A 22,910-nucleotide genomic window follows, 5' to 3' on the forward strand; every position below is an offset into this window, starting at 1 on the left:
ATTACTCTCGCCTTTCTTCCCAGTTCTATTCCAGCCAGGAACGCCGCCTTATGTCTCTACGAACAAAATAAAAATTATTTTTCCCTTTTATTACTTATCTTTATCAACATCAGTCGAATGAAACTCAAGACTGGGCTACAATTCCTCAATTACTCCAATTTGCTCGGAATTCCGTACTTTAAGCTAACATGCAAAAGCTCAACAATTTTATTTTTATCCGCAAACATACTAAGCTTCTACATCAGAATTTAACCCCCGCAGGCAAAATTATCAACCCAACAGCCATTCCCCACGCTATACCTCAATGGAAAGGTTGTAGAACCTTTAACAGCAAAACGTGCAACTGCATTAATAGAAGCAGCCGCTACACAAAATAGAACTTAATAATGAAAACCTATAGTTTGTATTTCGCTTAGTTAGTGGCACTTATTGCCACTGCAATTTCTCTCTATTTTAGTATTGCCCCGGGGTTCCTGTCTGTGATTTTTGCTAGTATCAATGTATTTTATCCCTTAGTCCCTATCCTCAGCATCGCTGCTTATTTTTTTTGATCGAGGAGTAATTAAATACACTTTACTACTCGCCCTCTTAGGTTTTTTATTTTCTCTTTATCAATACTTGCAATAAATGATCCTGGGATTTACGCCAATTGGCTTATCTGACACTTCAAGCCTTGACTACAGTAAAATCCATTGGCAATTGCTAGTAGAATTCATTACCTAGCCTTTACTAAAGCATGATAGCCTCGTTAATAATTTCATTTTAATAATTGTATTTTTTTTAATGCTGGCTTACCGAAGGTCCGATTAAGTTGGCGGTAATCAATTTCATTAAATCGATTGCCAAAAAAAATTTGTTATTTAAAGAAATTTTTTTATTTCGCCTAAACGATTAATCACAATAACAGTATTTTCATCACATGCGAATGCCTTTTCCGAATTAAGTACAATCATATCCAAATTTTTCTGTTGTAATTTTATTTTTGCATTTTCTAAGTGATTTTCGGTTTCCAATGCAAAACCCACTATGAAAGGTTTATTAGATAATCCGCCCACTACTGATACAATGTCAGGATTTCTAACTAAATTAAGAGTTAAATTAATTGTAGATTTTTTTATCTTTGTAGTTGATTCTATTTCCGAACGATAATCGCTTACGGCTGCCGCACTGATAAATACATCATAATTTGAAATTCCCTGCATCACTGCTTCAAACATTTCTTGCGCAGTAACGACGTCAATACGATTAATTTTTTTGGAAAGGGATAAGTTAGTTGGCCCACTGATTAAAGTAACTTCGCCACCCATCTCAGCAGCCACCTCTGCCAAAGCATAACCCATTTTCCAGAACTTCGATTGGTGAGGTAACGCACAGGATCGATGGCTTCGTGCGTGGGACCTGCTGTTATGAGCACACGCTTGCCCATCAGAATTTTTTCAATAGGAGGCTCTTCCAAACAACCGATTAATTCTTCAGGCTCCAACAATCGCCCCGGACCATAATCTCCGCATGCTTGAGAACCAATTCCTGGTCCAAATATTTCAATTCCATATTTTTGCAACCGTTTAATGTTCGCTTGAGTTATTTTATTGAGCCACATTTGTTGATTCATGGAAGGAGCCACAGCGATAGGCGCCTTCGTCGCTAAACAGAGGGTTGTTAGTAAATCATTCGCATGACCATAGGCCAAACGTGCAATGAAATCTGCGCTGGCGGGCGCTACAAGGATTTGGTCACACCAACGAGCAAGAGTAATATGCTCCATTTCGGAAGCGCTTTCTGAAGAAAATAACTCACTAGCCACTGGGTACCCTGACACTGCCTGAAAAGCTAATGGCCCGATGAAGCTTTCGCTACCGAAGTCATTACGACTCGAACTAACGCCCCGCGCTCCCTCAATTGACGGACCAATTCAATGCTTTTATAAGCAGCAACAGCACCTGTGATACCAAGAAGGATTTTTTGATTGCTTAACATAGATGGGAAACAGCATAACCTTACCTACTGAGCTTTATCAAGAAGCATCCCAGCTCCAAGTTCTACTCGTAGGCTAACCTAATTTCGACCGTCCGCACGTAAATTTTGGTTTTTCGTGGTCCAAATTTTCTTCCAAACGTCGTTTCCCAAACAGTGAATTAAGAAGTGGTTAAGATGAGGTAAGTTCAGGAGATGCAGATGAAAGTTGTACCTCTTCTTCTTTGTGCTTGGATTCTGATTATGATTCTAATTCGGCTCCCATTTCAGATGCTGATTCTAGTTCTAATTCAACCTAATAAAGAAACAAAACCTCTTCTGTTTCAAAATGCAGATCTTCGTCTCGGTGAAGCCAAATTAGACACACTTTAGCAGTAGGCACTTCCTCTGAAATTTCAATTTCCAATAGATTTGCAATTTCCTCTTTTCCTATTCTCCCATTAGGAACCGCCATTAAAGCTTTCCCTATTTCCTTAAACAAATCGTCCAGAAAAATAATTAAATTTTCCTGATTTCTAAGATGTCTTTCTGCTATTTCTTTAATTTTTAATTTAGTTTGTGGCTAGTCCGTTAGAGAATCCGACCATCTTGTATAAATAACATCTTCATTAGCGATTATCATTCCAGCTTCTTCTTTTAATTTGTTTAGAACTGCTTTGCTAGATAAAGGAATATCAATATTATCTTCGTTATTATCTTTAAGGCGAGCAGTTAAAATCGAAAATTGAGCACATTAGGATAAGCCGCTTTCTTATATCTTTAATTTTATCTATAACGGCTTTATTTAAAATAGTGACACCGGTTTGTTTGAATGGTAGATATAGGATATAAAACTGTATAATCAACATCGAGATAAACCCAAGTCTTAATCTGAATTTCAGGCTGTACGTTCTCAGCCATTTCAATAGATCCTCTCCCGATAAATCAAACAATTGAAGCTCAGTTTCTTGATAACAGGGTAAAGCTTCCCAACCCAATTCTTTTAAAAAATTGGATAGATGAGGAGGTACTCTTAGATAAGGAAAATATTTTATTGTATTTTTTAAGTTCGTCGAGCAATTTTCCTGAAAAATAAAGTTTATCATCTCTTCTTGTATAGAGAATTATTCCCTCTAACTTAGGAAAGGCTTTTAGTTGCTCAAGATTTAATATGATTCCAATTTCGCTAAAAGCTATTTTTTCTATAATAGATTTGCCCCCTTCAGGATCTAAAAAGGTTTCTGCCATAATCACCGCCTGTTTTTTTTCTATCTCGAGGTCGGCGATATTTTTTTGATATAAAGTTATTAAAGTTATGTTGAGAATTGGAACTGGTAGTTGGTGCTGGGCCCAAAGAATGAACAAATTCTCTAGGGGGAGGCTATCAACAAAAAATCTTTTTTATTACTTTCTCTTATAGTGCGTAAACTTCGCTCTCAACCGAGAGAGGGAACTATAAAACACTTACATTAAATAAATATTAAAACTTCACAAAAAATGCTTATTTTTGCTGTCATAAAAAATGCTTTCATAAAAAGTCCCTATTCCAGTCATCTCACGGCTGTCCGAGGGACGAGGTAGTGGTGGATGGATAAAAAACGAACTTTACTCGCTATTTTTCCGATCAGCGTTCTTCGTGTTCTTTTAAGAATTTTTTATGAAGACGGATAGATTGCGGCGTAACTTCTACTAATTCGTTGTCCGCAATAAATTGCAAAGCCTGTTCTAAGCTGAATTTAATATTTAATAGGCGGCGTTAAAATAATATTTTCATCACTTGTCCGCAGCAGCTCGAATATTAATAAGCTGTTTTTCACGGCAGACATTTATAACCAAATCATTATCCTGTGAGTGTTGCCTGACAATCATACCTTTGTAAACCAATTGTGATCCAATAAACAAATCTCCTCGTGCTTGCAAATTCTATAGGGGATATGCCATAGTAACATCTTGGCTATTAGAATTAGTACACCACGATTGCGTGTTTGCAAAGATTCATCAATCAATGGCCCATAATGGTCGAACACGTAATACATAACGCCCGAACCAGATAAGATGTTAAAGTCGAAAATTGAGAATGAAATCCAATTAAACCCCGCGTTGAAATCGTGTAATCCAAGTGCACTCTTCCTTTCCCATCCAGGATCATATTTTTCAAATTCCCCTTACGTTTTGATAAATTTTGGATGATGTCTTCTTGATGTTCTTCTTCGATATCCAATACTAAATTTCTAAACGGCTTACACCCTACTCGATCAATAAATTTTTTAATCACTTCAGGAAGTGAAACCACAAACTCATAACCTTCGCGGTGCATATTTTCAATCAATATCGATAAGTGAAGCTCACCTCTTCCGGAGACAATAAATTTATCTACATCAACAGAGCCTGGCGTAACTCGCAAAGCCAGATTAGCAATTAACTCCCTCTCTAACCGTTCTTTAATTTGGCGACTCATTAAAAATTTTCCTTCGCGACCTGCGAAAGGTGAATTATTAACTTGAAAAGTCATGCTAACCGTTGATTCGTCGACAGTAATGGCTTGAAAAGCTTCCGGGTATTGTGGATCGCAAAGCGTGTCCGAAATTCACAAATTTTCAATGCCTGTAACCGACCACGATATCGCCGGCGATGGCCGTGTCAATATCGACTCTCTGTAGCCCTAAGAATCCCAACAGCTGCAAAATTTGACCCGAACGCTTATTACCTTCGCGATCAATAGCAATCGCTGGTGTATTTCGACGTACGGTACCGCGTTGAATCCGTCCAATCCCAATGCCCCCACATAACTCGAATAATCCAACGAGGAAATTTGCATTTGAAAAGAACCATTCAAATCAACTTTAGACGGTTCTACCTTCGACAGAATTGTTTCAAAAAGTGGGCTCTCATATCCGAAGAAGTTAACGAAGGATCCAATGTAGCATAGCCTTTTAAAGCTGATGCATAAACGAGTGGAAAATCCAATTGAGCATCTGTTGCATCCAGGCTTACAAATAATAAATCGAAAACTTATTCTACTACCCAATCGGGGCGTGATCCCCCCGGCGATTTATTTTTTATTAATCACTACAATCAGTTTTAATCCCCACAAGAAAGCCTTGCGAGTTACAAACCACGTTTGGGGCATAGCGCCTTCAACCGCATCTGCCAGAAATAAAACAGAGTCCACCATCGATAAAATACCCCCTACTTCGCTACCGAAATCGGCGTGACCCGGCGTATCAACTATATTTATACGATAATTTTCCACTGAATGGCGGTGTTTTTCGCAAGAATAGTAATACCACGTTCTCGCTCCAGCTCATTAGAATCCATCATCCGCTCAATGGACGCCGTTCGACCGCTGAGGGTCCCCGATTGCTGGAGCAACTAGTCGACTAAGGTAGTTTTTCCATGGTCCACGTGGGCGATAATGGCAATATTGCGGATGTTTTCTATCATAAATACCTCATCCTTACAAAGAGGCAATCGAAATTAGAGAAAAGCATCCTCTTCGCAAGGATAATAAATAATGGATCTTTTTAGTACAAAATGAAGTTCACTGCTAATGAAATGTGCCGTCAGCAAAAAAATTTTTGTTAATTAATACCTCTGCTATTTGAATGGCATTAAGCGCAGCACCTTTGCGGATATTATCGACCACTATCCAGAAATTTACTCCATTAGGATAGGAAATATCTTTTCGAATACGTCCGACAAAAACCGCATCAGCACTAGCAGCATGGCTAATTACAGTCGGATAGGAATTATTTTCATCTACTACAATAACCCCTGGTGCTTGGGCCAAGCATTCTCTCACCTCTTCAAGGCTGATAGGATGGCGCGTTTCGATATGCACAGCTTCGGAATGACCAAAGAAGACAGGAACACGAACGGCTGTCGGGTTGACCCACAAATTAACATCGCCCATTATTTTTTGGGTCTCCCAGACTATTTTCATTTCTTCCTTTGTATACCCATTTTCATAAAAAATATCAATGTGCGGAAGAGCGTTGAATGCAATTTGCGCAGGGAAAACACTGAATTTTTTGATAGGTTTACCATTTAACAAATGGGCCGTTTGTTCTGCTAACTCTCGAATAGCTTGTCGACCCGCTCCTGAAACAGATTGATAGGTGGCAACATTGACTCGGGTAATTCCTACTGCATCATAGATAGGCTTTAAAGCTACCACCAATTGAACAGTAGAGCAATTCGGGTTAGCAATGATATTGCGATTACGATAGTTTTCTAAAGCGGAAGGATTCACTTCTGGCACTACCAAGGGGATATCATCCTCATATCGAAAATGGGAGGTGTTATCGATCACAATACATCCTGTTTCTGCAGCCCGCGGCGCATATTCAGCTGAACGTTCGGCTCCGGCTGAAAAAAAGGCAAATTGAACCGTGGAAAAATCGAATTTTACTAGATTACGAACTTTTTTTTGCTTCCCACCAAAAAGTACGCTCTTTCCTTCTGAATTCTCACTCGCAATTGGGTATATTTCTCCCACAGGAAATTGTCGTTCGTAGAGGAGTTGGAGGATTGTTTCCCCAACCACTCCCGTTGCTCCTACGACAGCAATATCATAAAACACAGTCATTTTTTATTTCCTCGATACTTCATAAATTTTGGGCCTTATGTCGCAAATAGTGGTCCATTAAAACTAACGCCAACATAGCTTCAGCAATGGGCGTAGCACGAAGTCCCACGCAAGGATCATGACGACCCCTAGTAATCACTTCCACTTCTTTTCCTTTCATATCAAAAGTTTTTCCAGGGATCCGGATGCTTGATGCCGGTTTGAAAGCAAGGCTTACCATGATATCCTGACCTGATGAAATGCCTGCTAATATTCCCCCGGCGTGATTAGATAAAAAACCTCTTTTTCGCATTTCATCGCGATGAGTTGACCCTTTCTGTTCAATTACCGCAAACCCGTCTCCGATTTCTACTCCCTTTACTGCGTTAATCCCCATCATAGCGGAGGCGATCTCGGCATCTAACTTATCAAATACAGGCTCTCCTAATCCTATAGGAACTCCTTTAGCAACCACGTTAATCCGAGCTCCAATTGAGTCCCCTTGGCGTCGCAATTCCATGATGAATCGTTCAAGTTCAGGAATTTTATCTTCATCAGGAAAGAAAAAAGGATTATTTTCTACCAGAGAGAAATCAATTTTTTCTGCCTGAATAGGCCCTACGGCAGCAGTATATGCTTGAATGTGGATTTGTAATTTTTCTCGCAAATACTTTTTAGCGATAGCGCCAGCAGCAACTCGCATTACTGTTTCTCGAGCTGAAGCCCGTCCCCCACCGCGATAATCCCTAAATCCGTATTTCTTAAAATAGGTATAATCTCCATGCCCCGGGCGAAACAACGACTTTATTTGTGAATAATCCCGAGGACGCTGATCCGTATTTTCAATTAGTAATGCAATCGGCGTACCTATGGTTTTTCCTTCTAAAACACCTGATAGTATTTTGACTTGGTCAATTTCTCGTCGCTGTGATGTGAAGCGTGACTGACCAGTTTTACGTCGATTAATGTCCGGTTGGATATCTCCTTCGCATAAGGCAAGCCCAGGAGGGCACCCATCCACAATGGCCACTAACGCCAAACCATGGCTTTCACCAGCAGTAGTGACGGTAAATAATTTTCCAAAGGTATTCCCAGACATCGGATTTTAATAGCATTAATACTATAAACTGTCTATATTAAAAGAGAAGCCGCATTTATTTCCTACATTCCTGCTCTTAGAATGGCCAGGGGCTGTGGGGTGTAAGAGCTTAACTATTCCAGCTAAAATAAAGAATTATGGCTATGGCAAAAAATCAATAGACTCAGAAGAAATTGATTTATTTTGCAAAAGCGTCAAGGAAGTCCAGCCACTCAAACATGATAAACACTGGCTCAGACCAAAGAAAAAAACTTCCATCTTACTCTCACAAAAAAAAATTGCTCCCGCCTCGAGTTGGCAAACGTATCTTGATTCAAATGATTCGCTTGATGCGGAAGATCCGATACACTTCGCCAAAATCGGTTTACAGCATAAATTGATCCATCGTTTAAAGCGAGGGCATGTGCCGATTGAAGCTAATATTGATTTACATCGACAAACAATCGACGAAAGCGTGAGAACAATCACATATTTTATTAATAACTGCTTAGCAAAAAACAAAAGATGGATATGCATCATTCATGGTAAAGGTCACTTATCCAATGACAAACCCATCTTAAAAAATTTTCTAAATAATTGGTTGCGTGATAATCCAAATATTCTCGCTTTTCATTCAGCTCCACCTCATCAAGGTGGTACAGGCGCATTGATTGTTTTACTTAAGCAATGGAGAAATCATGAAAAATAATGTCATGATAATTGGTATTTCAGGCCCTTCCGCTTCAGGTAAAAGTTTACTCGCTAATACTATCGTTAATGAATTAGGCTCTGATCAAGTAGTAGTAATCTTCGAGGATTCTTAAATTATAAAGATCTTAGCAATATGCCCTTTGAAGAATGTGCAAAAATTAATTATGACTACCCAGATTCATTGGGTCATGAACTTCTCTATGAACATCTTTTACAATTACAAAAAGGCCACGCCTTTCAAATACCCTGTTACGATTACAACAAGCATTTACGACTAAAGGAAACTAAAACAATCAGTCGACACCACATTATTCTGCTAGAAGAAATTTTATTATTCATTGAACCTAAGTTAGGAGAAATGATGGACAGTCAGATTTTTATGGATACACTTTTAGACATCTGCCTATTGCGACGACTACAGCAAGATATCGTCGAGCGAGATCGTCTCTAGAAAGTATTATTACTCAATACCAAGAAACTATTCGTCCTATGTATCTTCAGTTTAGAACCCTCTTCTAAGCGTTATACGGATATCATTGTTCCTCGATGAGGTGGAAATCGAATTGCGATTGAAATGATTTAAGCCAAAATGCGAGAACTGCTCGCCAACCAGCAAATAGCATATTTTTTTAAAAAACAATAAATTAAACAGCTTATTGCCTCTGGCTAAATTACGCTATCTAAATACGCTATAATTGGTGTATGAATTTAATATATGGGCACAAGATATGAGCACAAGTGAAGCAAATAAGGTTGTTATGCCATAAAACTTTAAAATATTTTTTAGATAAGAATAAGGTAAAATATGTAATGATTAACCACTTGCCTGCTTATACCGTACAGGAAATTGCGAAAATTTCCCATGTATCAGCCAAAAAGCTAGCAAAACCTGTTATGGTTAAAATTAACAATAAATTGGCTATGGTCGTTACCGGGGTAATACCAAAATCGATTTCAAAAAATTAAAAAAAGCCATGGACGCTAAGAAAGTTGAGCTTGCGAGTGAATATGAATTTCAAGAACAATTTCCTGGCTGCAAATTGGGAGCTATGCCACCTTTCGGCAATTTATTTGATATGAATGTATATGTTTCAGACGAACTAAAAGATGAGAAGGAAATCGTTTTTAATCCAGGAACACACTCTCAATTAGTTAAGCTAGCTTGAGAAGATTATGAAAAATTAGTGAATCCCAAAATCATTTCTTTACGATTAAGTTACTATTTTATTAACTAAACTTTGAAATTGAGGACTGGAAGGAATTTCGTGGCCAAGCAACCAATCGTAAAGCAAAGGATCTGGTTCATCAAGGAGACGGTTAAATATTTTTTTTCCTCGGCCGTCAAAATTTGAAATTGATTTTTATAGAATCGCTCCAAAAGGATATCCAATTCCAGCATTCCACGACGGCATTTCCATTTAATTTTTCTCGCTTCCCAAAAAAGTTCATCCATTTTATTTTTCTCTAAATTGAACGCGTTGAGTTATTTTGCACAATAATTCGTAGCTAATAGTACTAGCCTGTTCAGCTATTTGTTCGACAGGCAAGCCATTCCCCCACAAAACTACCTCATCACCAATTTTAATCTCTGACTCGTAGCGCAAATCAATGGCGATCATGTCCATAGATACCCGACCAATTAACGGACATATTTTTCCATGCAATAATGTTGGCGTGCCACAGGGAGCATGGCGTGGGTATCCGTCACCATAACCAATACCAACAATACCAATAGATGTATTTTCGGAGGAACGCCATGTACATCCATAACCCACAACTTCTCCTGGACGACAATTTTTAATTGCTATTATCCTTGCAGATAAAGTCATTACTGGTTTTAAATTTCGTTTTACACCAGTCTCCCAAGAAAAAGGCGACACGCCATACAACATAATGCCAGGGCGGATCCAATCCAAAAAAGCAGTGGAATAGCTTAATACGCCTGCTGAATTTACAACACTTTTAGGGACGTCTCTATCTTTAACAATTTCCCTAAATTGATTAATTTGCCATTCAGTAAACGACCGATCTTTATTATCAGCATCAGCTAAATGGGTCATTAAGCCAATTGGTTTTTGTACCGACGGACAAGCAGACAAACGGTCATAAGCAGAAGCCACCTTTTCCAGGGGAAAACCCAATCGATGCATTCCCGTATCGATTTTCAACCAAACTTGTAAAGGGGAAGAAACTTTATTTTTTTCTAAAAGATCTAATTGATAGGAATGGTAAATTACTGCTACTAAATTATAGTGAATAAATTTTTTTAACTCTTTTTCATCAATAAAGCCGCGCATAACCACAATTGGCGTTACAATCCTGTTTTCCCGTAAAATTAACGCCTCATCAATACACGCCACGCCAAATGCATTCACCAGGGAAAGCGTTTTAGCAACCCGCACCAATCCGTGGCCATAACCATTGCTTTTAATCATAGCTAAAACAAAAGATTGGGGAGCAATTTCTTTTATCCGAGAAAGATTATGTTTGAGCGCTTGTAAATCAATAGTAGCAACTGCTTGATTCACGCCCGCGCTCCAAAAGGTGATCGCTGTAGCACACTTTCATGAGAAAAATTATCAAAGCGAGTATATTGCCCCCGAAACGTCAGTATCACCTTCCCAATGGGACCATTCCGGTACTTTGCAATAATAATCTCTGCTTTACCCTTATCGGGAGAGTCTTCATGATAAACCTCATCACGATAAATAAAAGCAATGAGATCAGCGTCTTGTTCAATTGCACCTGATTCACGTAAATCCGACATCACTGGACGTTTATCGGTGCGAGCTTCTAAACTACGGTTAAGCTGAGATAAAGCGATAATAGGAATATTTAATTCTTTTGCTAGCGCTTTTAAAGAGCGGGAAATTTCAGATATTTCTATGCTGCGGTTTTCACGATTGTTGGGGACATGCATCAATTGAAGATAATCCACAGCAATTAAACCAAGCCCCCCATGCTCGCGGGCTAAACGTCTTGCCTGTGAGCGAATCTCCCCAGGACTTAAAGCAGGGGTATCATCGATAAATAATTTGGTTTCTGAAAGCATTTCAATGGCATGAGTAATTCGAGGCCAATCATCGTCTTTGAGTTGGCCCGTGCGCACTTTATGCTGATCGATACTTCCTAGAGACGAAATCATCCGCATAACCAGTGCTTCAGCGGGCATCTCCATACTGAAAATCAGAACCGGAACATTTCCCTTTATAGCCGCATGTTCAGCAATATTCATCGCTAATATGGTTTTTCCCATAGAGGGGCGGCCTGCGATTACAACTAAATCGGCGGGTTGTAAGCCCGAAGTTAATCGATCTAAATCGGTAAAGCCTGACGAAAGGCCTGTGAGTGCTTTATCGGAATGATAGAGCATATCAATGCGATCCGTGGCCTTGGCCAACAAGGTGGTGATTGCCACAGGTCCAGCTCCCCAAGAGCGACTTTCAGTAATATTAAAAACCCTTTGTTCTGCCTTATCAAGTAATTCTTTAATGTCACGCCCATCAGGGTTAAAACCATCCTGCGCAATATCCGTTCCAGCTTCAATTAATTGCCGTAAAATGGCCCGTTCCCGGACGATATCTGCATAAGCGACAATATTCGCAGCGCTAGGTGTATTTTTAGCTAATTCATAGAGATAAGCTTCTCCAGGCGCATTTAATCGATCTTTCGCTTTTAGTGCTTCTGATACAGTCAATACATCCAAAGGTTTATGTTGATCGATCAAGTGTGTCATCACTTCGAAAATTGCCTGATGATCGGATCGGTAAAAATCTTTGGCACTTATTCGGTCAGTAATGCGATCCCACGCGCGATTATCCAACATTAAGGCACCGAGTACAGATTGTTCTGCCTCTTGAGAATGAGGCGGAATTTTAGGAGGTAAATCTTTAGGTTTCTGATGTGGTGGCATGGACGGTAGTGTAGCATTCCCACTCTCTTTCCTGCAAAAGTTACTGGTCCACTAGGAAATACAATTGGATTGGGATTAAAAGCATGAATTAAATAATCAAGCTTTTAGGCATTACAGAAGAAGACAATTAACTCACACGGGTAAAACGAGGCTAGGTTTTGACAAATGAAAATAATTAAGTCGCTATAAGTCTCATTCCATCACAAAAAAGCACCGCTTTTACATCCAGTGGTGGACAGTAAAACGTGTTAAAAGTGTGTGAGAATAAATTTTTTCTTACCGACAATTTTTGCGATGTCGCTTGTTAAGGATGGGATTTAAAATCGCGGACCCATAATGAGTAAAGCGGTATTCTAACTCTAGATCATCGACTTTGTAGTTCGAAATCCGATCCTCACACTCCCCGGTACAAGTAAATTGGGTTGTGATATTAGCTGATACATTGTAACCATTGGCCGCTCTGCCGCCGTGGTATCACGGATTACCCGAGACTTCCATATATTGCAAGGCCCGATCCTATTAAGAAAATCCTACACCGCCAATTAAATATTAAATAAGGTGATAACACGCCCGATAACCCTAATTGTGATAGGGCAAAAAAATGGGAACACTGCTTAAAGTAAAAGAGATGATACTCCTTTTAATTATTCAGAAAGTACTTCAATTTTTACCGTAATAGCAACGTCGGTATGAAGATGAACTGGAATTTCATATTCACCAATTTGTCGAATAGGACCTTCAGGTAAGCTTACTTCGCGTTTTTCGACAACGACACCCTCACTGGAAATTGCTTCAGCAATTTCACGGGATCCCACCGACCCAAAAAGCTTACCCTCATCACTCGCCTTTACTAAAATATGAAAGCTTTTTCCTTCCAATTTTTTCGCCCGTACTTTTGCTTTCCCTAATTGTTCTTCTGCTAACTTCTCTAATTTTGCACGCCGTTTTTCAAATTCCGCAATATGTTCTGCTGTGGCAAGAACAGCCTTTCCATACGGCAATAAAAAATTACGAGCATAACCAAGCTTTACAAGTACTTGATCTCCAATGTTGCCCAAATTAGCCACTTTTTCCTGTAAAATAACTCTCATATTCATAATTTAAATCCTCTTTAATTCTGTAGTAAAGTATAATGCTTTCGAAAATCATAAAAACTATCAATAAGTCCCACGATGGCTAAAGCGATCACTGTAAAGAATGTTAATAACAATAAAGCGATGTAAACTATTACTATTATTAAGGCCATTTCTCTTCGATTCATTACCAATCGATGAAGGATACTTAAGCCCCCCACCATAAATGGAAATAATAACATAGGGTAGATATCCACCAGCCAATTTAGCTGCCAAATTAAACCAATACTGGCAATGAGTAACAAGCTTGCACCCGCTTGACTGATACGGATTTTAGTAAATTCAAGCTGTAATCGTCCAGGAGAAAAGAGAACTGTTTGCCACCAACGGGCTAAAATCAGCAAAATAATCATCCCAAATAAAACAAAAAAAGTAAAGCCTCCTGTAGCAATAGCAGAAAGATGTTGGGCAAATTCTGCAGAGCAATCGGCGCTTAAATGGAAAGTTAAAGCCCAACCATTAGCCTGCAAATAATTGTGAATTAATCCTATCCATATTTGCCGAATATTCGGAAAAATAAGGTGCACCACAAAAACTGCCAAGACACCAATTACAGCAGCCGCTTCTAAAACCCATTGCCAAGAAGCGGTGTGGCGTAGGATTAAAGCGAATATAAACACTAAACCACATTGGATAAGTAGTAAATCAAACTGATAAAAAAAGCCAAAATGACGGGTTACTACCAATGCAATTGCGGGCAAAAGAACAAAAGCTAAAACGGCCAACCCCGCCTTATAGCCTTTTTGGAGAGTAACTAATCCCAAAATTAAAGTGGCAACGAATCCTATAGGCAGAAGAAAAGCTAATAATGAACAAGCCAGTGCAGCCATAGCTGCTCGAATGTTATCGGCCAATAAATATTTCCCCACGCTCTTCATTAAATTGCCCAAATTATTGCTCTCACCTGCCTGCTAATCCACAAGAGAGGAAGCTGAATTTCTCTTATCGATGCGTATCGCAATATGGCAACAAAGCCAAATAACGAGCCAGCTTAATAGCACGAGATAATTGGCGCTGATATTTAGCGCTTGTTCCGGTAATCCGACTCGGAACCATCCGACCGGATTCCATAATGTAATCTTTTAATGTGTAGATATCTTTATAATCGATTTCTTGAATATTTTTTGCTTTAAAAGCACAGAATTTTTTGCGACGAAATGACATATATTTCCTCTTAAGCTTCTTCGAATGTTTCAGCAGTCTCTTCAACGACAACTTTTGGTTTCTCTTTTTGAGACTTCCCTTTTTCAGCGCTTTGCATAATGGGTGAAGGCTCAGTAATAGCCTGATTACGCTTTAAAACTAAATTGCGAATTACCGCATCATTGTAACGAAAAGCATTTTTCAGCTCATCTAGAACAGCTTTATCGCACTCAATATTCATTAAAATATAATGAGCTTTATGTACTTTGTTAATAGAATAAGCTAATTGTTGACGTCCCCAGTCTTCTAAGCGATGGACCTTACCCCCGCCTTCTTTAATCATTGCCTGATAGCGCTCTACCATGGCCGGCACCTGCGTGCTTTGGTCGGGATGGACTAGAATCATGATTTCATAATGTCGCATTAGCGATTTTCTCTCGGTTTAACTAACTAATATTTAACAGCTACTTAACAGCCCCCTCTCCCCGAGGTTTGAATCGGTGGAGCAAGGAGTAAAAATGCGGTATTTTAACTAATCCCACAGAAGATATCAAATTCAATCCAAGGCGCCCGGAATTCCACCTAAAACTCTTGGCTTTGTGGGTTTTGAGCTAGAGTGGGAACCAACCTCTTAGAAATTCATGCTATGATTGAAACCATCATGAGGACAAAAAACTATGGTACTCACTGAAGACGCCGGTATTGGTAATTATCACATTCGAGCTTACGATGCTGAATCGGTTACGATTAACAAAACCCTCTATACATCAAGCTTGATTGTTTCCCCCTATAAGCTTATTCCTGACTGGGAACCAAAATCTTTAGAGGACTTAAAACCAGAACATTTTGAAGCTCTGTTATCTTTAAATCCCGAAGTGGTTATTTTTGGAACCGGAAAAAATTTATTTTTCCGCCTAAAGAAAAGCTCATGCCGCTTCTCCAAAAACGAATTGGGATTGAATCCATGGATACAGGCGGCGCTTGTCGAACCTATGCAGCGCTAATATCCGAAGGGCGAAAGATAGTGGCAGCATTAATTATAAATAATAATTCATGAAAAAATTAGTTATTGTAGGAGCTCAAATTAATTTGCTGGTTGGGGATATCGAAGGCAATACCCAACTCATCATCAATACAGCCAATCGGGCTTATCGCGAGAGCAAAGCAGATGTTGTATTATTTCCAGAATTAACCATCACAAGCTATCCACCCGAAGATTTGCTTTTTCGACCTGCACTTTATCAACGTGTGCATCAAGCACTTCAACGGATTGCTGAAGAAGTTAAACACACTACCATCGTCGTAGGATATCCGGATTTTCAAGAGAGTCATTATTATAACAAGGCGGCAGTAATCGCTGAGGGTAAAATAATGGCGACCTACGCAAAACACGCCCTGCCTAATTATCGAGTTTTCGACGAAAAAGGTTATTTTTCCTACGGAGATCAACCTTGTATCATCGAAGTTAAGGGAGTAAAAATTGGGCTATTAATTTGTGAAGATTTATGGTTGGAAAGCCCTTTAGAATATGCTATCAAGGCCGGAGCACAATTAATCGCCTGCATTAACGCTTCCCCTTTCGCTCAATATAAATCCCATCACCGACGCGATTTGTTAACGAAACGTACCCAGCAATATCGTATCCCTATTATTTATTTAAATTTAATTGGAGGACAAGATGAACTCGTTTTTGATGGCGGTTCAATGGTATTTAATCAAAATGGAGAGCGCGTTCAGCAAGGCACTTATTTCAAAGAAGAGTTGATGACTATTGAATTTAACCTCGAACACCCATTAGAGGTTTGCACCAAGCATCCTTTTCCGCCCGAATCACTGGATGAAGAGAAAATTTATAACGTTCTCGTATTAGGCGTTCGCGATTATATTAACAAAAACAATTTTCCTAGCGCCATCATTGGTCTTTCCGGAGGAGTGGATTCTGCTTTAACGCTAGCCATTGCTGTTGACGCCATCGGCCCATCACGCGTGAGTGGGGTTCTGATGCCATCCTATTTTACTTCTTCCATGAGCATTGAGGATGCAAAGATCGAAGCTCAAGCATTAAAAATTTCGACTTCCGTTATTGATATTAATTCCATATTCGAAGCTTTCCTTCGAAACCTTGCACCGGAGTTTGTAGGACTTCCCCGAGATGTTACTGAAGAAAATTTACAAGCACGTATTCGAGGCACATTATTGATGGCTCTTTCTAATAAAAAAGGAGCTATTGTATTAACCACCGGAAACAAAAGTGAAATGGCTGTCGGCTACGCTACTTTGTATGGTGATATGGCTGGAGGCTTCGGAGTCTTAAAAGATATTTATAAAACAATGGTATATCGCTTGTGTAAATACCGCAATACCATTTCGCCCGTCATTCCCGAGCGCGTTTTAACTCGGGCACCTTCTGCAGAATTAGCGCTTAATCAAAAAGATCAAGATACCTTACCACCTTACCCAGTGCTGGATGAAATTTTGGAACGTTATATTGAAAAAGATGAAGATCCGAACACAATCGCGGCTGCTGGTTTTGATATTAATATGGTTAAGAAAGTAGTCCGAATGATAAATTGTAATGAATATAAGCGCTACCAAGCACCGATTGGTATTCGCATTACGAGACGCGCTTTTGGAAAAGATCGGCGGTACCCAATCACCTCTGGTTTTCAAAAGATATTTAGAGCGTATTTTTGATTCGAGGTGTTGAGAAAAATCTCGCGAGAATTTCTCAGAAACCTCTAAAGCAACAGATAAACAAAACAATCGTTCATTGTTAAATTGTTTGCATTTAACTGCATCTTTTTCTGTCATGAGGATTATTTTGTCATCTCTAAATTGAAAATCCTTTTTCTGGTAAAAATAATGATCGGGAAATACGTGTTTTATTACTTTTGCTCCTAATAATTCAAGCTGATGAAAGAAACTTTGTGGATTCCCCAATCCAGCAACTGCATGGATAGTTTTCCCTTGTAATTCGTCAAAATTTATTTTTTTTCCGGATTTTTTAATTGATAAATTTTCACAGGACACAATTGCTTTGCAACAAAAAAATCTACAGTATTTAGCCGTGATTTGGGTTCGCGCAAAGGTCCTGCCGGCAAGCACAATCCATTTCCAAATTGACGATTCGAATCTATAACAGCGATTTCAATATCTCGTGATAGTGAATAATGCTGCAAACCATCATCGCTGATAACAATATTGCAACGGAAATTTTTCAATAAGTGTTCTATAGCAGCCGGTCGATTGACACCTACCACCATTGGGCAACCGGTTCTTGCTAGTAAAATAGCTTCATCACCAACCACACGAGGATTGCTATTGGGTGTGACAACTTGAGGCCGATTTTTGGTTTTTCCACCATAACCACGACTAACAAGTCCTGGTTGAAATCCCTGCTTTTTTAAGTAATTTACTAGCCAAATCGCTAAAGGAGTTTTCCCGCTCCCGCCCACAGTGACGTTGCCTATCACAATGATCGGTGTCGAAAATTGTCGATTTTTTTAAGCCCAAGGGCATAGGCTGACCTTCGGAGAGCGACAGCCAGTCGGTACAACAAAGAAAAAGGAATTAAAAGGCGACTTATCCAAGAGCGTGGTTGGTACCAAACTGCGGCGCTGTTATCATTATGGACCCTCAGCGGCAACCCCAACGGGTTTTTCTGAGAATTGCATCCGATACAATTCTGCATAAATTCCCTTTAAAGCCAACAGTTGCTGATGAGTTCCTTTTTCTACAATGCGTCCCCCCTCCATCATAATAATCCAATCCACCTTCTCAATGGTAGACAATCGATGTGCAATTATTAACGTAGTCCGTTGGTACATTAGGTTTTCCAACGCTGCTTGGATATGTCTTTCTGCGTGGGTATCTAACGCAGACGTTGCTTCATCGAGAATAAGAATCGGAGAATTTTTAAACAAAGCACGAGCTATAGCAATCCGTTGACACTGACCTCCAGAAAGAAGAACACCATTTTCTCCTACAACGGTGTTTAAGCCCTCAGGTAATTGATCGATAAATTCCATCGTATGGGCCGCTCGAGCTGCTTCTATAATTTTTCTCTTATCGATACCTCCTACTTGACCATAAGCAATATTATTTAAAATAGTGTCGTTAAATAAGATGGTGTTCTGAGACACTAAAGCAAATTGATTGCGCAATTCTTGCAAATGAAATTCTTTAATATTAATGCCATCAATTTTAATAATGCCTGACGAAATTTCATAAAATCGCGGTAATAAATTAATTAGCGTAGACTTCCCAGCGCCCGATCGACCAACTAATGCAACTGTTTGTCCTGCCTCAACAGTCAAATTAATATCTGAAAGGATAGGTTTTTGACTCTTATCATAGCTAAAAGAGACATGAGAATATCCTATGGTACCCTTTGCTCTTAATAAATGGCGGCTTCCCTTGTCCTTTTCGATGTCTTCATCTAACAGTTTGAAGATACTTTCCGCACCGGCAATACCTTTTTGGATGTAACTATTAACCATAGTGAGTCGGCGTACGGGTCGAAGCATCATGATCATTGCAGAAACCACAGAAACAAAGCTACCGGCAGTTACATGCAAAGAAGGCTGAGTAGCAAAAAATAAAATGAGAGCAATCGGGATGGCAATGAGTAATTGCACTAATGAAGTACTGACACTATTAGTAACTACGACTTTCAATTCGCGCTGTTGATTTGCCTTAGTGGCACTGCGGAATTTTTCATTTTCATAAGTTTGTCCGCCAAAAAGACGAACTACTTTATAAGCTTCTATGGCCTCACTTGCAATATGCGTAACTTCGCCCACAGATCGTTGTACACTGGTACTCAATCGGCGTAACCGTGCGCTGCAAATTTTCATTACCCAGGCAATAATCGGAGTAATTATCAAAAAAAATAACGTTAATTCCCAATTGACTAAAAACATCACCGTCAACAAGCCAATTACTAAGGAGGATTCTTGGAGTGTGATTACTAGAGCATCAGAACTGGCTTGAGCAACCTGCTCTACATTGTAGATCACTGTAGATAATAAATAACCCGAACTGTGCTGATCATAAAATTTGGCAGGTAAGCGTAATAAATGACTGAAAATCATACGTCTAAAATCCATTACAATGTTACGAGCCACTCGATTAATAAAATAAGTCGACAAAAATCTTGCCATCCCTCGAAATAAGAAAATTAACACGATGATTAAAGGAAGCCAGCGAATAAAACTGACGTCACGGACAATAAATCCATGATTAATAATCGGTTTTATTAACCAAGCAAATCCAGCATCCATTAGCGAGACTACTATCGTACCGATAATCCCAAAAATAAAGATTGTCCAATATCGTTTAGTGGCTTTCAAAAGACGTCCATAGGTTTTAACGCCTTCTGGTTTAACTTTTTTCATCAATAGCTTGAAGGCCCCCCTTGCTAAAATAACGCCGCTCATAAGCGGCCCAGATGAGCATTTTATCCTCTGAGGAAAGCCGGATGCAAATAGCACCATTTTTGGCAGTATTTAAACCCTTGGCTCCTTTCCTTTTATATCATTCTACTACCGGATAACTCGGGAAATGATAACGATTATAATAGCCCGTTGGAAAAAGAATATATTTAGGGTGGACGCCATAAACAAAAGGTTCTGAAGAAGTGCTACTTCCATAGTGTGGAGCAATCAGCAATGTAGCTCGCAAATTGGGCTCCTTTATAAAGGAGCCACTTTTTTGGGGATTTCTCAATATCACCGGGTAATAAAATTGCCTACTGGTGCACCTGAATTCGCAACACACACGAGCTGTTGTTACCTTGGTACGTAGCCTCTTTTTCTGGTGATAAGAAACTAAAACGAACACCATCCCATATCCATTTTCTCCCACATAAAAAGGTCTCTCCGCCAAGGCCTTGAGGAAACGATTCGCTACATTGCTTAAAATAAGCGGCATAGACATTTGATTTAGCATTGATTCTGCTCCGCCAATATGATCATTATCGCCATGGCTGATTATCATGCCGTCAATGTGGTGAATGTGGTGAATGTGGTGGGTACGCGAATGAAAGCAAAATCTCGACACCCACATCAAACCCACCTGGATATTTGGGTCCGGCATCATAGATTAGAACATGATGAGCCGTCCTAATGACCATGGACAATCCTTGTCCAACGTCTAAAAGAGTCAGCCAAAGATCACCTCTTAATGCCTAAGAATACCGAGGAAAAATCAAAGGCAAACCACACAATAATCTTACTCATCGCTCCAGCCAATGTTTCGGAAGCAACAGTATCATCGCACTAAAAAGGGTAATTAATGCCACAGGCAATGAGGCAGGCTGATTCCAAATCTTATGAGGCAAAGAGGAATAACCATTTCAAATATCTCTTAAAGACGACTTACAAAAAAAGCAACACAATGAAAGCACGACTCGTCCAACATATTAACAGCTAACCATATCCAATTGCGGAAATTACACAAAGGGGAACGAGAATCACTTCAATCCAAAGAATAGCAATTAAATTTGCTACAAGAGCGACCAAGGGCAACTGTTGAAAAAATAAAGTCAAAGACATTAACCCTATAAAAACCACCCACTCCATTCAAAGCCATTGAGTAAAACGAGATTTGTGAAGCTCGGCATGGAATCACATATAAGCAATAGCGGCAACTACTGTAAAACTCAGCTAAAAACTAGCTGAAAACGAACTAAAAGGTTCCTAGATAATAATCATTGAAAATGCTGACAATAATCTGTAGCGTATTGATACTAGACTATGACAAAACGATCCCAACATAAATATCACAATCATAATAACTGCTCGTTATAACTGCTCGTTGAGTGGGAAGAGAAAATCTAGCTAATAATCGGTATGAAATAGCTCCCACTACAGCTGCACCAACCCCTGCCTTGGCAGCAGGAGAACGTAATAACAAAAAAGGAAAAGGAAAGCGCTGCCAAATAAATCCTCGTTAAAAAATAAATAACAGCGACAATAAATCCCACATGCAAACCTGAAATAGCTACTAAATGACTGGTACCTGTATTTTAAAAGATTCACCATTGAAAACTCTGTAAAAGACTTCAAGAACCCACTGTCAGCGCCGAAAGGAGGGCCACTAATTCAGGGTTCTTAACCCCTTTTTGAATGGCGGTTTAAGCAGACTGGCGCAAATAACTCATAGGTTCTTCCCACGGTGATCACTTTAATAATTTAAATGGCATCCGATTAATCATCGAACCGGTTGCCCGAACGCTGTTAATAAACAACCATCGTTAATAACAACCATCGTTAATAATTAAATCCTCCAGGATTGGAGAGCCCATCGGGAGGCTCTAATTTCACTACCAAGCACCAACAGTCATCTACTCTTAAAAGTAAGATGCTTTCCGTACCAATTCAAGCGAATGAGAGATGATTGTTTTTTGTGATTTAATGAATTTAATAAAAAAATTGAATTGAATTTCTAACGTATTCTCTTGAGGCAAACCATGAATTCGACCATTTATAACGATGGCAAGTGCCATGCCATTATTTGTTTTACTTAATAAGCCGACCATACAAATCCCACGTAACAAGTAAATAATCCAATTCTAAGCAAATTTTTAGGTAATACCGCAATAAAAAAACTTGCGCAAAAATTTGCACAAAGAAGTAAATAAAAACACTCCCTATCAGTCGGTAATTCTCCTGAATAAAACAAAAATAAAATACCAATGCAAAAAAACAACCAGGGATATGATAAAACCTAAATCTCGATTCATTTGGAAAGTAAATCATGAAGGAATCGATGGAGATATACCGTAATTTATCGAGGAATAAATTTATATTAAATAACTCTGAGAAGCAGATTATGCTTTCAGAAAAGTCAGTAGGGTAAGTAAGTATTCACAAATTCTAGCATACGAGAGAACTGGTAGGGGAAATGAGGTCGGCGGCCTCTTCGTAACACGTCTTTGATCTTGATGACTCGTCTTTAGAAGCGAATAAAGAATATCGCTTTGTCGTGCCTCTTTTACGAGTTTTCCTTCAGGATCGAGTTGATGAGTCGAATGGCGATAAAGTTCTTGTAATTCATTGATAAATAAAGAATCAAAAACTTCCTGGACTTCACGGATTTGGTTAATTTCCTCCGTAGGCGGTTGGCTAAAATATAAAAATAACTCTTCTTCAATATCTTCTCACTTGGATTTTTCAATAAAAGCTTTAATTTTGTTCTTTTGACTTACGCGATAAAAGAATTTATTTTCTGATTAGAAATAATCGTACCAATCACAGCTGCTCGGAGTTTTTTGCCATCGTTTCCCGCTTTAACTATAGGATGTTCGTATTCGCCTAATTCTTTCAGCCCTTTTTGGATGGGAAAATCCATGTACTAGCTTGTTGCATATTTTGATAGGCTACGCCCGCTTTGCTGTCGCTGGAGGTGGCC

19 protein-coding genes and 7 pseudogenes are annotated in these 22,910 nt (G+C 39.2%); 7 read left to right on the forward strand and 19 right to left on the reverse strand.

Annotation, left to right across the window (positions count from 1 at the left end):
- Positions 1–419 precede the first annotated feature (419 nt).
- Positions 420–720, forward strand: a pseudogene (locus B1F79_RS06525) (disulfide oxidoreductase); the annotation flags it as partial.
- Positions 721–860: 140 nt separating this feature from the next.
- Here the strand turns inward: B1F79_RS06525 and coaBC are convergent.
- The 7 genes and pseudogenes from coaBC to aroC all read right to left on the reverse strand — a co-directional run bounded on the left by coaBC (position 861) and on the right by aroC (position 7,619).
- Positions 861–1,819 (reverse strand): annotated as a pseudogene (gene coaBC / locus B1F79_RS06705) (bifunctional phosphopantothenoylcysteine decarboxylase/phosphopantothenate--cysteine ligase CoaBC).
- An 11-nt stretch (positions 1,820–1,830) separates the two neighbouring features.
- Positions 1,831–1,977, reverse strand: a complete 147-nt coding sequence (locus B1F79_RS00535) for a flavoprotein (protein WP_251365561.1) — start codon at positions 1,975–1,977, stop codon at positions 1,831–1,833.
- Between the two features lie 292 nt (positions 1,978–2,269).
- Positions 2,270–2,428: a hypothetical protein gene (locus B1F79_RS00540; protein ID WP_251365562.1), complete on the reverse strand. Its 159-nt coding sequence runs from the start codon at positions 2,426–2,428 to the stop codon at positions 2,270–2,272.
- Positions 2,429–2,913: 485 nt separating this feature from the next.
- Positions 2,914–3,201, reverse strand: a complete 288-nt coding sequence (locus B1F79_RS00545) for a hypothetical protein (protein ID WP_251365563.1) — start codon at positions 3,199–3,201, stop codon at positions 2,914–2,916.
- A gap of 376 nt (positions 3,202–3,577) precedes the next feature.
- Positions 3,578–5,397 (reverse strand): annotated as a pseudogene (gene typA / locus B1F79_RS00550) (translational GTPase TypA).
- A gap of 103 nt (positions 5,398–5,500) precedes the next feature.
- Positions 5,501–6,541, reverse strand: a complete 1,041-nt coding sequence (locus tag B1F79_RS00555; protein WP_251365564.1) for an aspartate-semialdehyde dehydrogenase — start codon at positions 6,539–6,541, stop codon at positions 5,501–5,503.
- A gap of 19 nt (positions 6,542–6,560) precedes the next feature.
- Positions 6,561–7,619, reverse strand: coding sequence for a chorismate synthase (aroC, locus tag B1F79_RS00560; protein ID WP_251365565.1), 1,059 nt, complete (start codon positions 7,617–7,619; stop codon positions 6,561–6,563).
- 94 nt (positions 7,620–7,713) lie between these two features.
- Between aroC and B1F79_RS06530 the strand changes: the two genes are divergently transcribed.
- From B1F79_RS06530 to B1F79_RS00575, 3 genes and pseudogenes are all read left to right on the forward strand, one after another.
- The gene (locus B1F79_RS06530) at positions 7,714–8,307 is read left to right on the forward strand and encodes a Smr/MutS family protein (RefSeq protein ID WP_251365566.1); all 594 of its coding nucleotides are present in this window, start codon (positions 7,714–7,716) and stop codon (positions 8,305–8,307) included.
- Positions 8,297–8,856: pseudogene (gene udk, locus B1F79_RS00570) on the forward strand (uridine kinase); the annotation flags it as partial. The gene B1F79_RS06530 and the pseudogene udk, both read left to right, overlap by 11 nt.
- Before the next feature lie 427 nt (positions 8,857–9,283).
- On the forward strand, positions 9,284–9,475 hold the full coding sequence (locus B1F79_RS00575; RefSeq protein WP_251365567.1) for a YbaK/EbsC family protein: 192 nt from the start codon (positions 9,284–9,286) through the stop codon (positions 9,473–9,475).
- A 45-nt stretch (positions 9,476–9,520) separates the two neighbouring features.
- Here B1F79_RS00575 and B1F79_RS00580 read toward each other — a convergent pair.
- The 7 genes and pseudogenes from B1F79_RS00580 to rpsF form a co-directional block, all read right to left on the reverse strand.
- Positions 9,521–9,762: pseudogene (locus B1F79_RS00580) on the reverse strand (FAD assembly factor SdhE).
- 1 nt (position 9,763) lies between these two features.
- On the reverse strand, positions 9,764–10,837 hold the full coding sequence (gene alr / locus B1F79_RS00585) for an alanine racemase (protein ID WP_251365568.1): 1,074 nt from the start codon (positions 10,835–10,837) through the stop codon (positions 9,764–9,766).
- Complete coding sequence (gene dnaB / locus B1F79_RS00590; protein ID WP_251365569.1) at positions 10,834–12,222, reverse strand: replicative DNA helicase; 1,389 nt, start codon at positions 12,220–12,222, stop codon at positions 10,834–10,836. The genes alr and dnaB overlap by 4 nt, the downstream gene beginning before the upstream one ends.
- 644 nt (positions 12,223–12,866) lie before the next feature.
- Positions 12,867–13,313: a 50S ribosomal protein L9 gene (gene rplI, locus B1F79_RS00595; protein WP_251365634.1), complete on the reverse strand. Its 447-nt coding sequence runs from the start codon at positions 13,311–13,313 to the stop codon at positions 12,867–12,869.
- Positions 13,314–13,333: 20 nt separating this feature from the next.
- Positions 13,334–14,233 (reverse strand): hypothetical protein, encoded by a 900-nt coding sequence (locus B1F79_RS00600; RefSeq protein ID WP_251365570.1) that lies wholly within the window; start codon positions 14,231–14,233, stop codon positions 13,334–13,336.
- A 64-nt stretch (positions 14,234–14,297) separates the two neighbouring features.
- Positions 14,298–14,519: a 30S ribosomal protein S18 gene (rpsR, locus tag B1F79_RS00605; RefSeq protein WP_251365571.1), complete on the reverse strand. Its 222-nt coding sequence runs from the start codon at positions 14,517–14,519 to the stop codon at positions 14,298–14,300.
- A 10-nt stretch (positions 14,520–14,529) separates the two neighbouring features.
- A complete protein-coding gene (rpsF, locus tag B1F79_RS00610) occupies positions 14,530–14,922 on the reverse strand; it encodes a 30S ribosomal protein S6 (RefSeq protein WP_251365572.1) in 393 nt (130 codons plus the stop codon).
- 253 nt (positions 14,923–15,175) lie between these two features.
- Between rpsF and B1F79_RS00615 the strand changes: the two are divergent.
- Positions 15,176–15,555, forward strand: a pseudogene (locus tag B1F79_RS00615) (Mth938-like domain-containing protein).
- The gene (locus tag B1F79_RS00620) at positions 15,552–17,192 is read left to right on the forward strand and encodes an NAD+ synthase (RefSeq protein ID WP_251365573.1); all 1,641 of its coding nucleotides are present in this window, start codon (positions 15,552–15,554) and stop codon (positions 17,190–17,192) included. Before B1F79_RS00615 ends, B1F79_RS00620 begins: the two are co-directional and overlap by 4 nt.
- 63 nt (positions 17,193–17,255) lie before the next feature.
- Here the strand turns inward: B1F79_RS00620 and lpxK are convergent.
- The 4 genes and pseudogenes from lpxK to B1F79_RS00640 all read right to left on the reverse strand — a co-directional run.
- Positions 17,256–17,971: pseudogene (lpxK, locus tag B1F79_RS00625) on the reverse strand (tetraacyldisaccharide 4'-kinase); the annotation flags it as partial.
- 153 nt (positions 17,972–18,124) lie between these two features.
- On the reverse strand, positions 18,125–19,894 hold the full coding sequence (gene msbA / locus B1F79_RS00630) for a lipid A export permease/ATP-binding protein MsbA (protein ID WP_372443091.1): 1,770 nt from the start codon (positions 19,892–19,894) through the stop codon (positions 18,125–18,127).
- 139 nt (positions 19,895–20,033) lie between these two features.
- A complete protein-coding gene (locus tag B1F79_RS00635; RefSeq protein ID WP_251365575.1) occupies positions 20,034–20,558 on the reverse strand; it encodes a ComEC/Rec2 family competence protein in 525 nt (174 codons plus the stop codon).
- Positions 20,559–20,926: 368 nt separating this feature from the next.
- Entirely contained in the window at positions 20,927–21,079 is a 153-nt protein-coding gene (locus B1F79_RS00640) for a ComEC/Rec2 family competence protein (RefSeq protein WP_251365576.1), read from the reverse strand.
- 239 nt (positions 21,080–21,318) lie between these two features.
- Here B1F79_RS00640 and B1F79_RS06235 point away from each other — a divergent pair, with 239 nt between their 5' ends.
- A complete protein-coding gene (locus B1F79_RS06235; protein WP_285896334.1) occupies positions 21,319–21,453 on the forward strand; it encodes a hypothetical protein in 135 nt (44 codons plus the stop codon).
- A gap of 1,250 nt (positions 21,454–22,703) precedes the next feature.
- Here B1F79_RS06235 and B1F79_RS00645 read toward each other — a convergent pair.
- Positions 22,704–22,850 carry a hypothetical protein gene (locus tag B1F79_RS00645; protein WP_251365577.1) on the reverse strand — a complete coding sequence of 49 codons (147 nt, stop codon included), beginning with the start codon at positions 22,848–22,850 and terminating at the stop codon, positions 22,704–22,706.
- Positions 22,851–22,910: the final 60 nt, after the last annotated feature.

The sequence above is a fragment of the Coxiella-like endosymbiont of Rhipicephalus sanguineus genome (assembly GCF_018687865.1).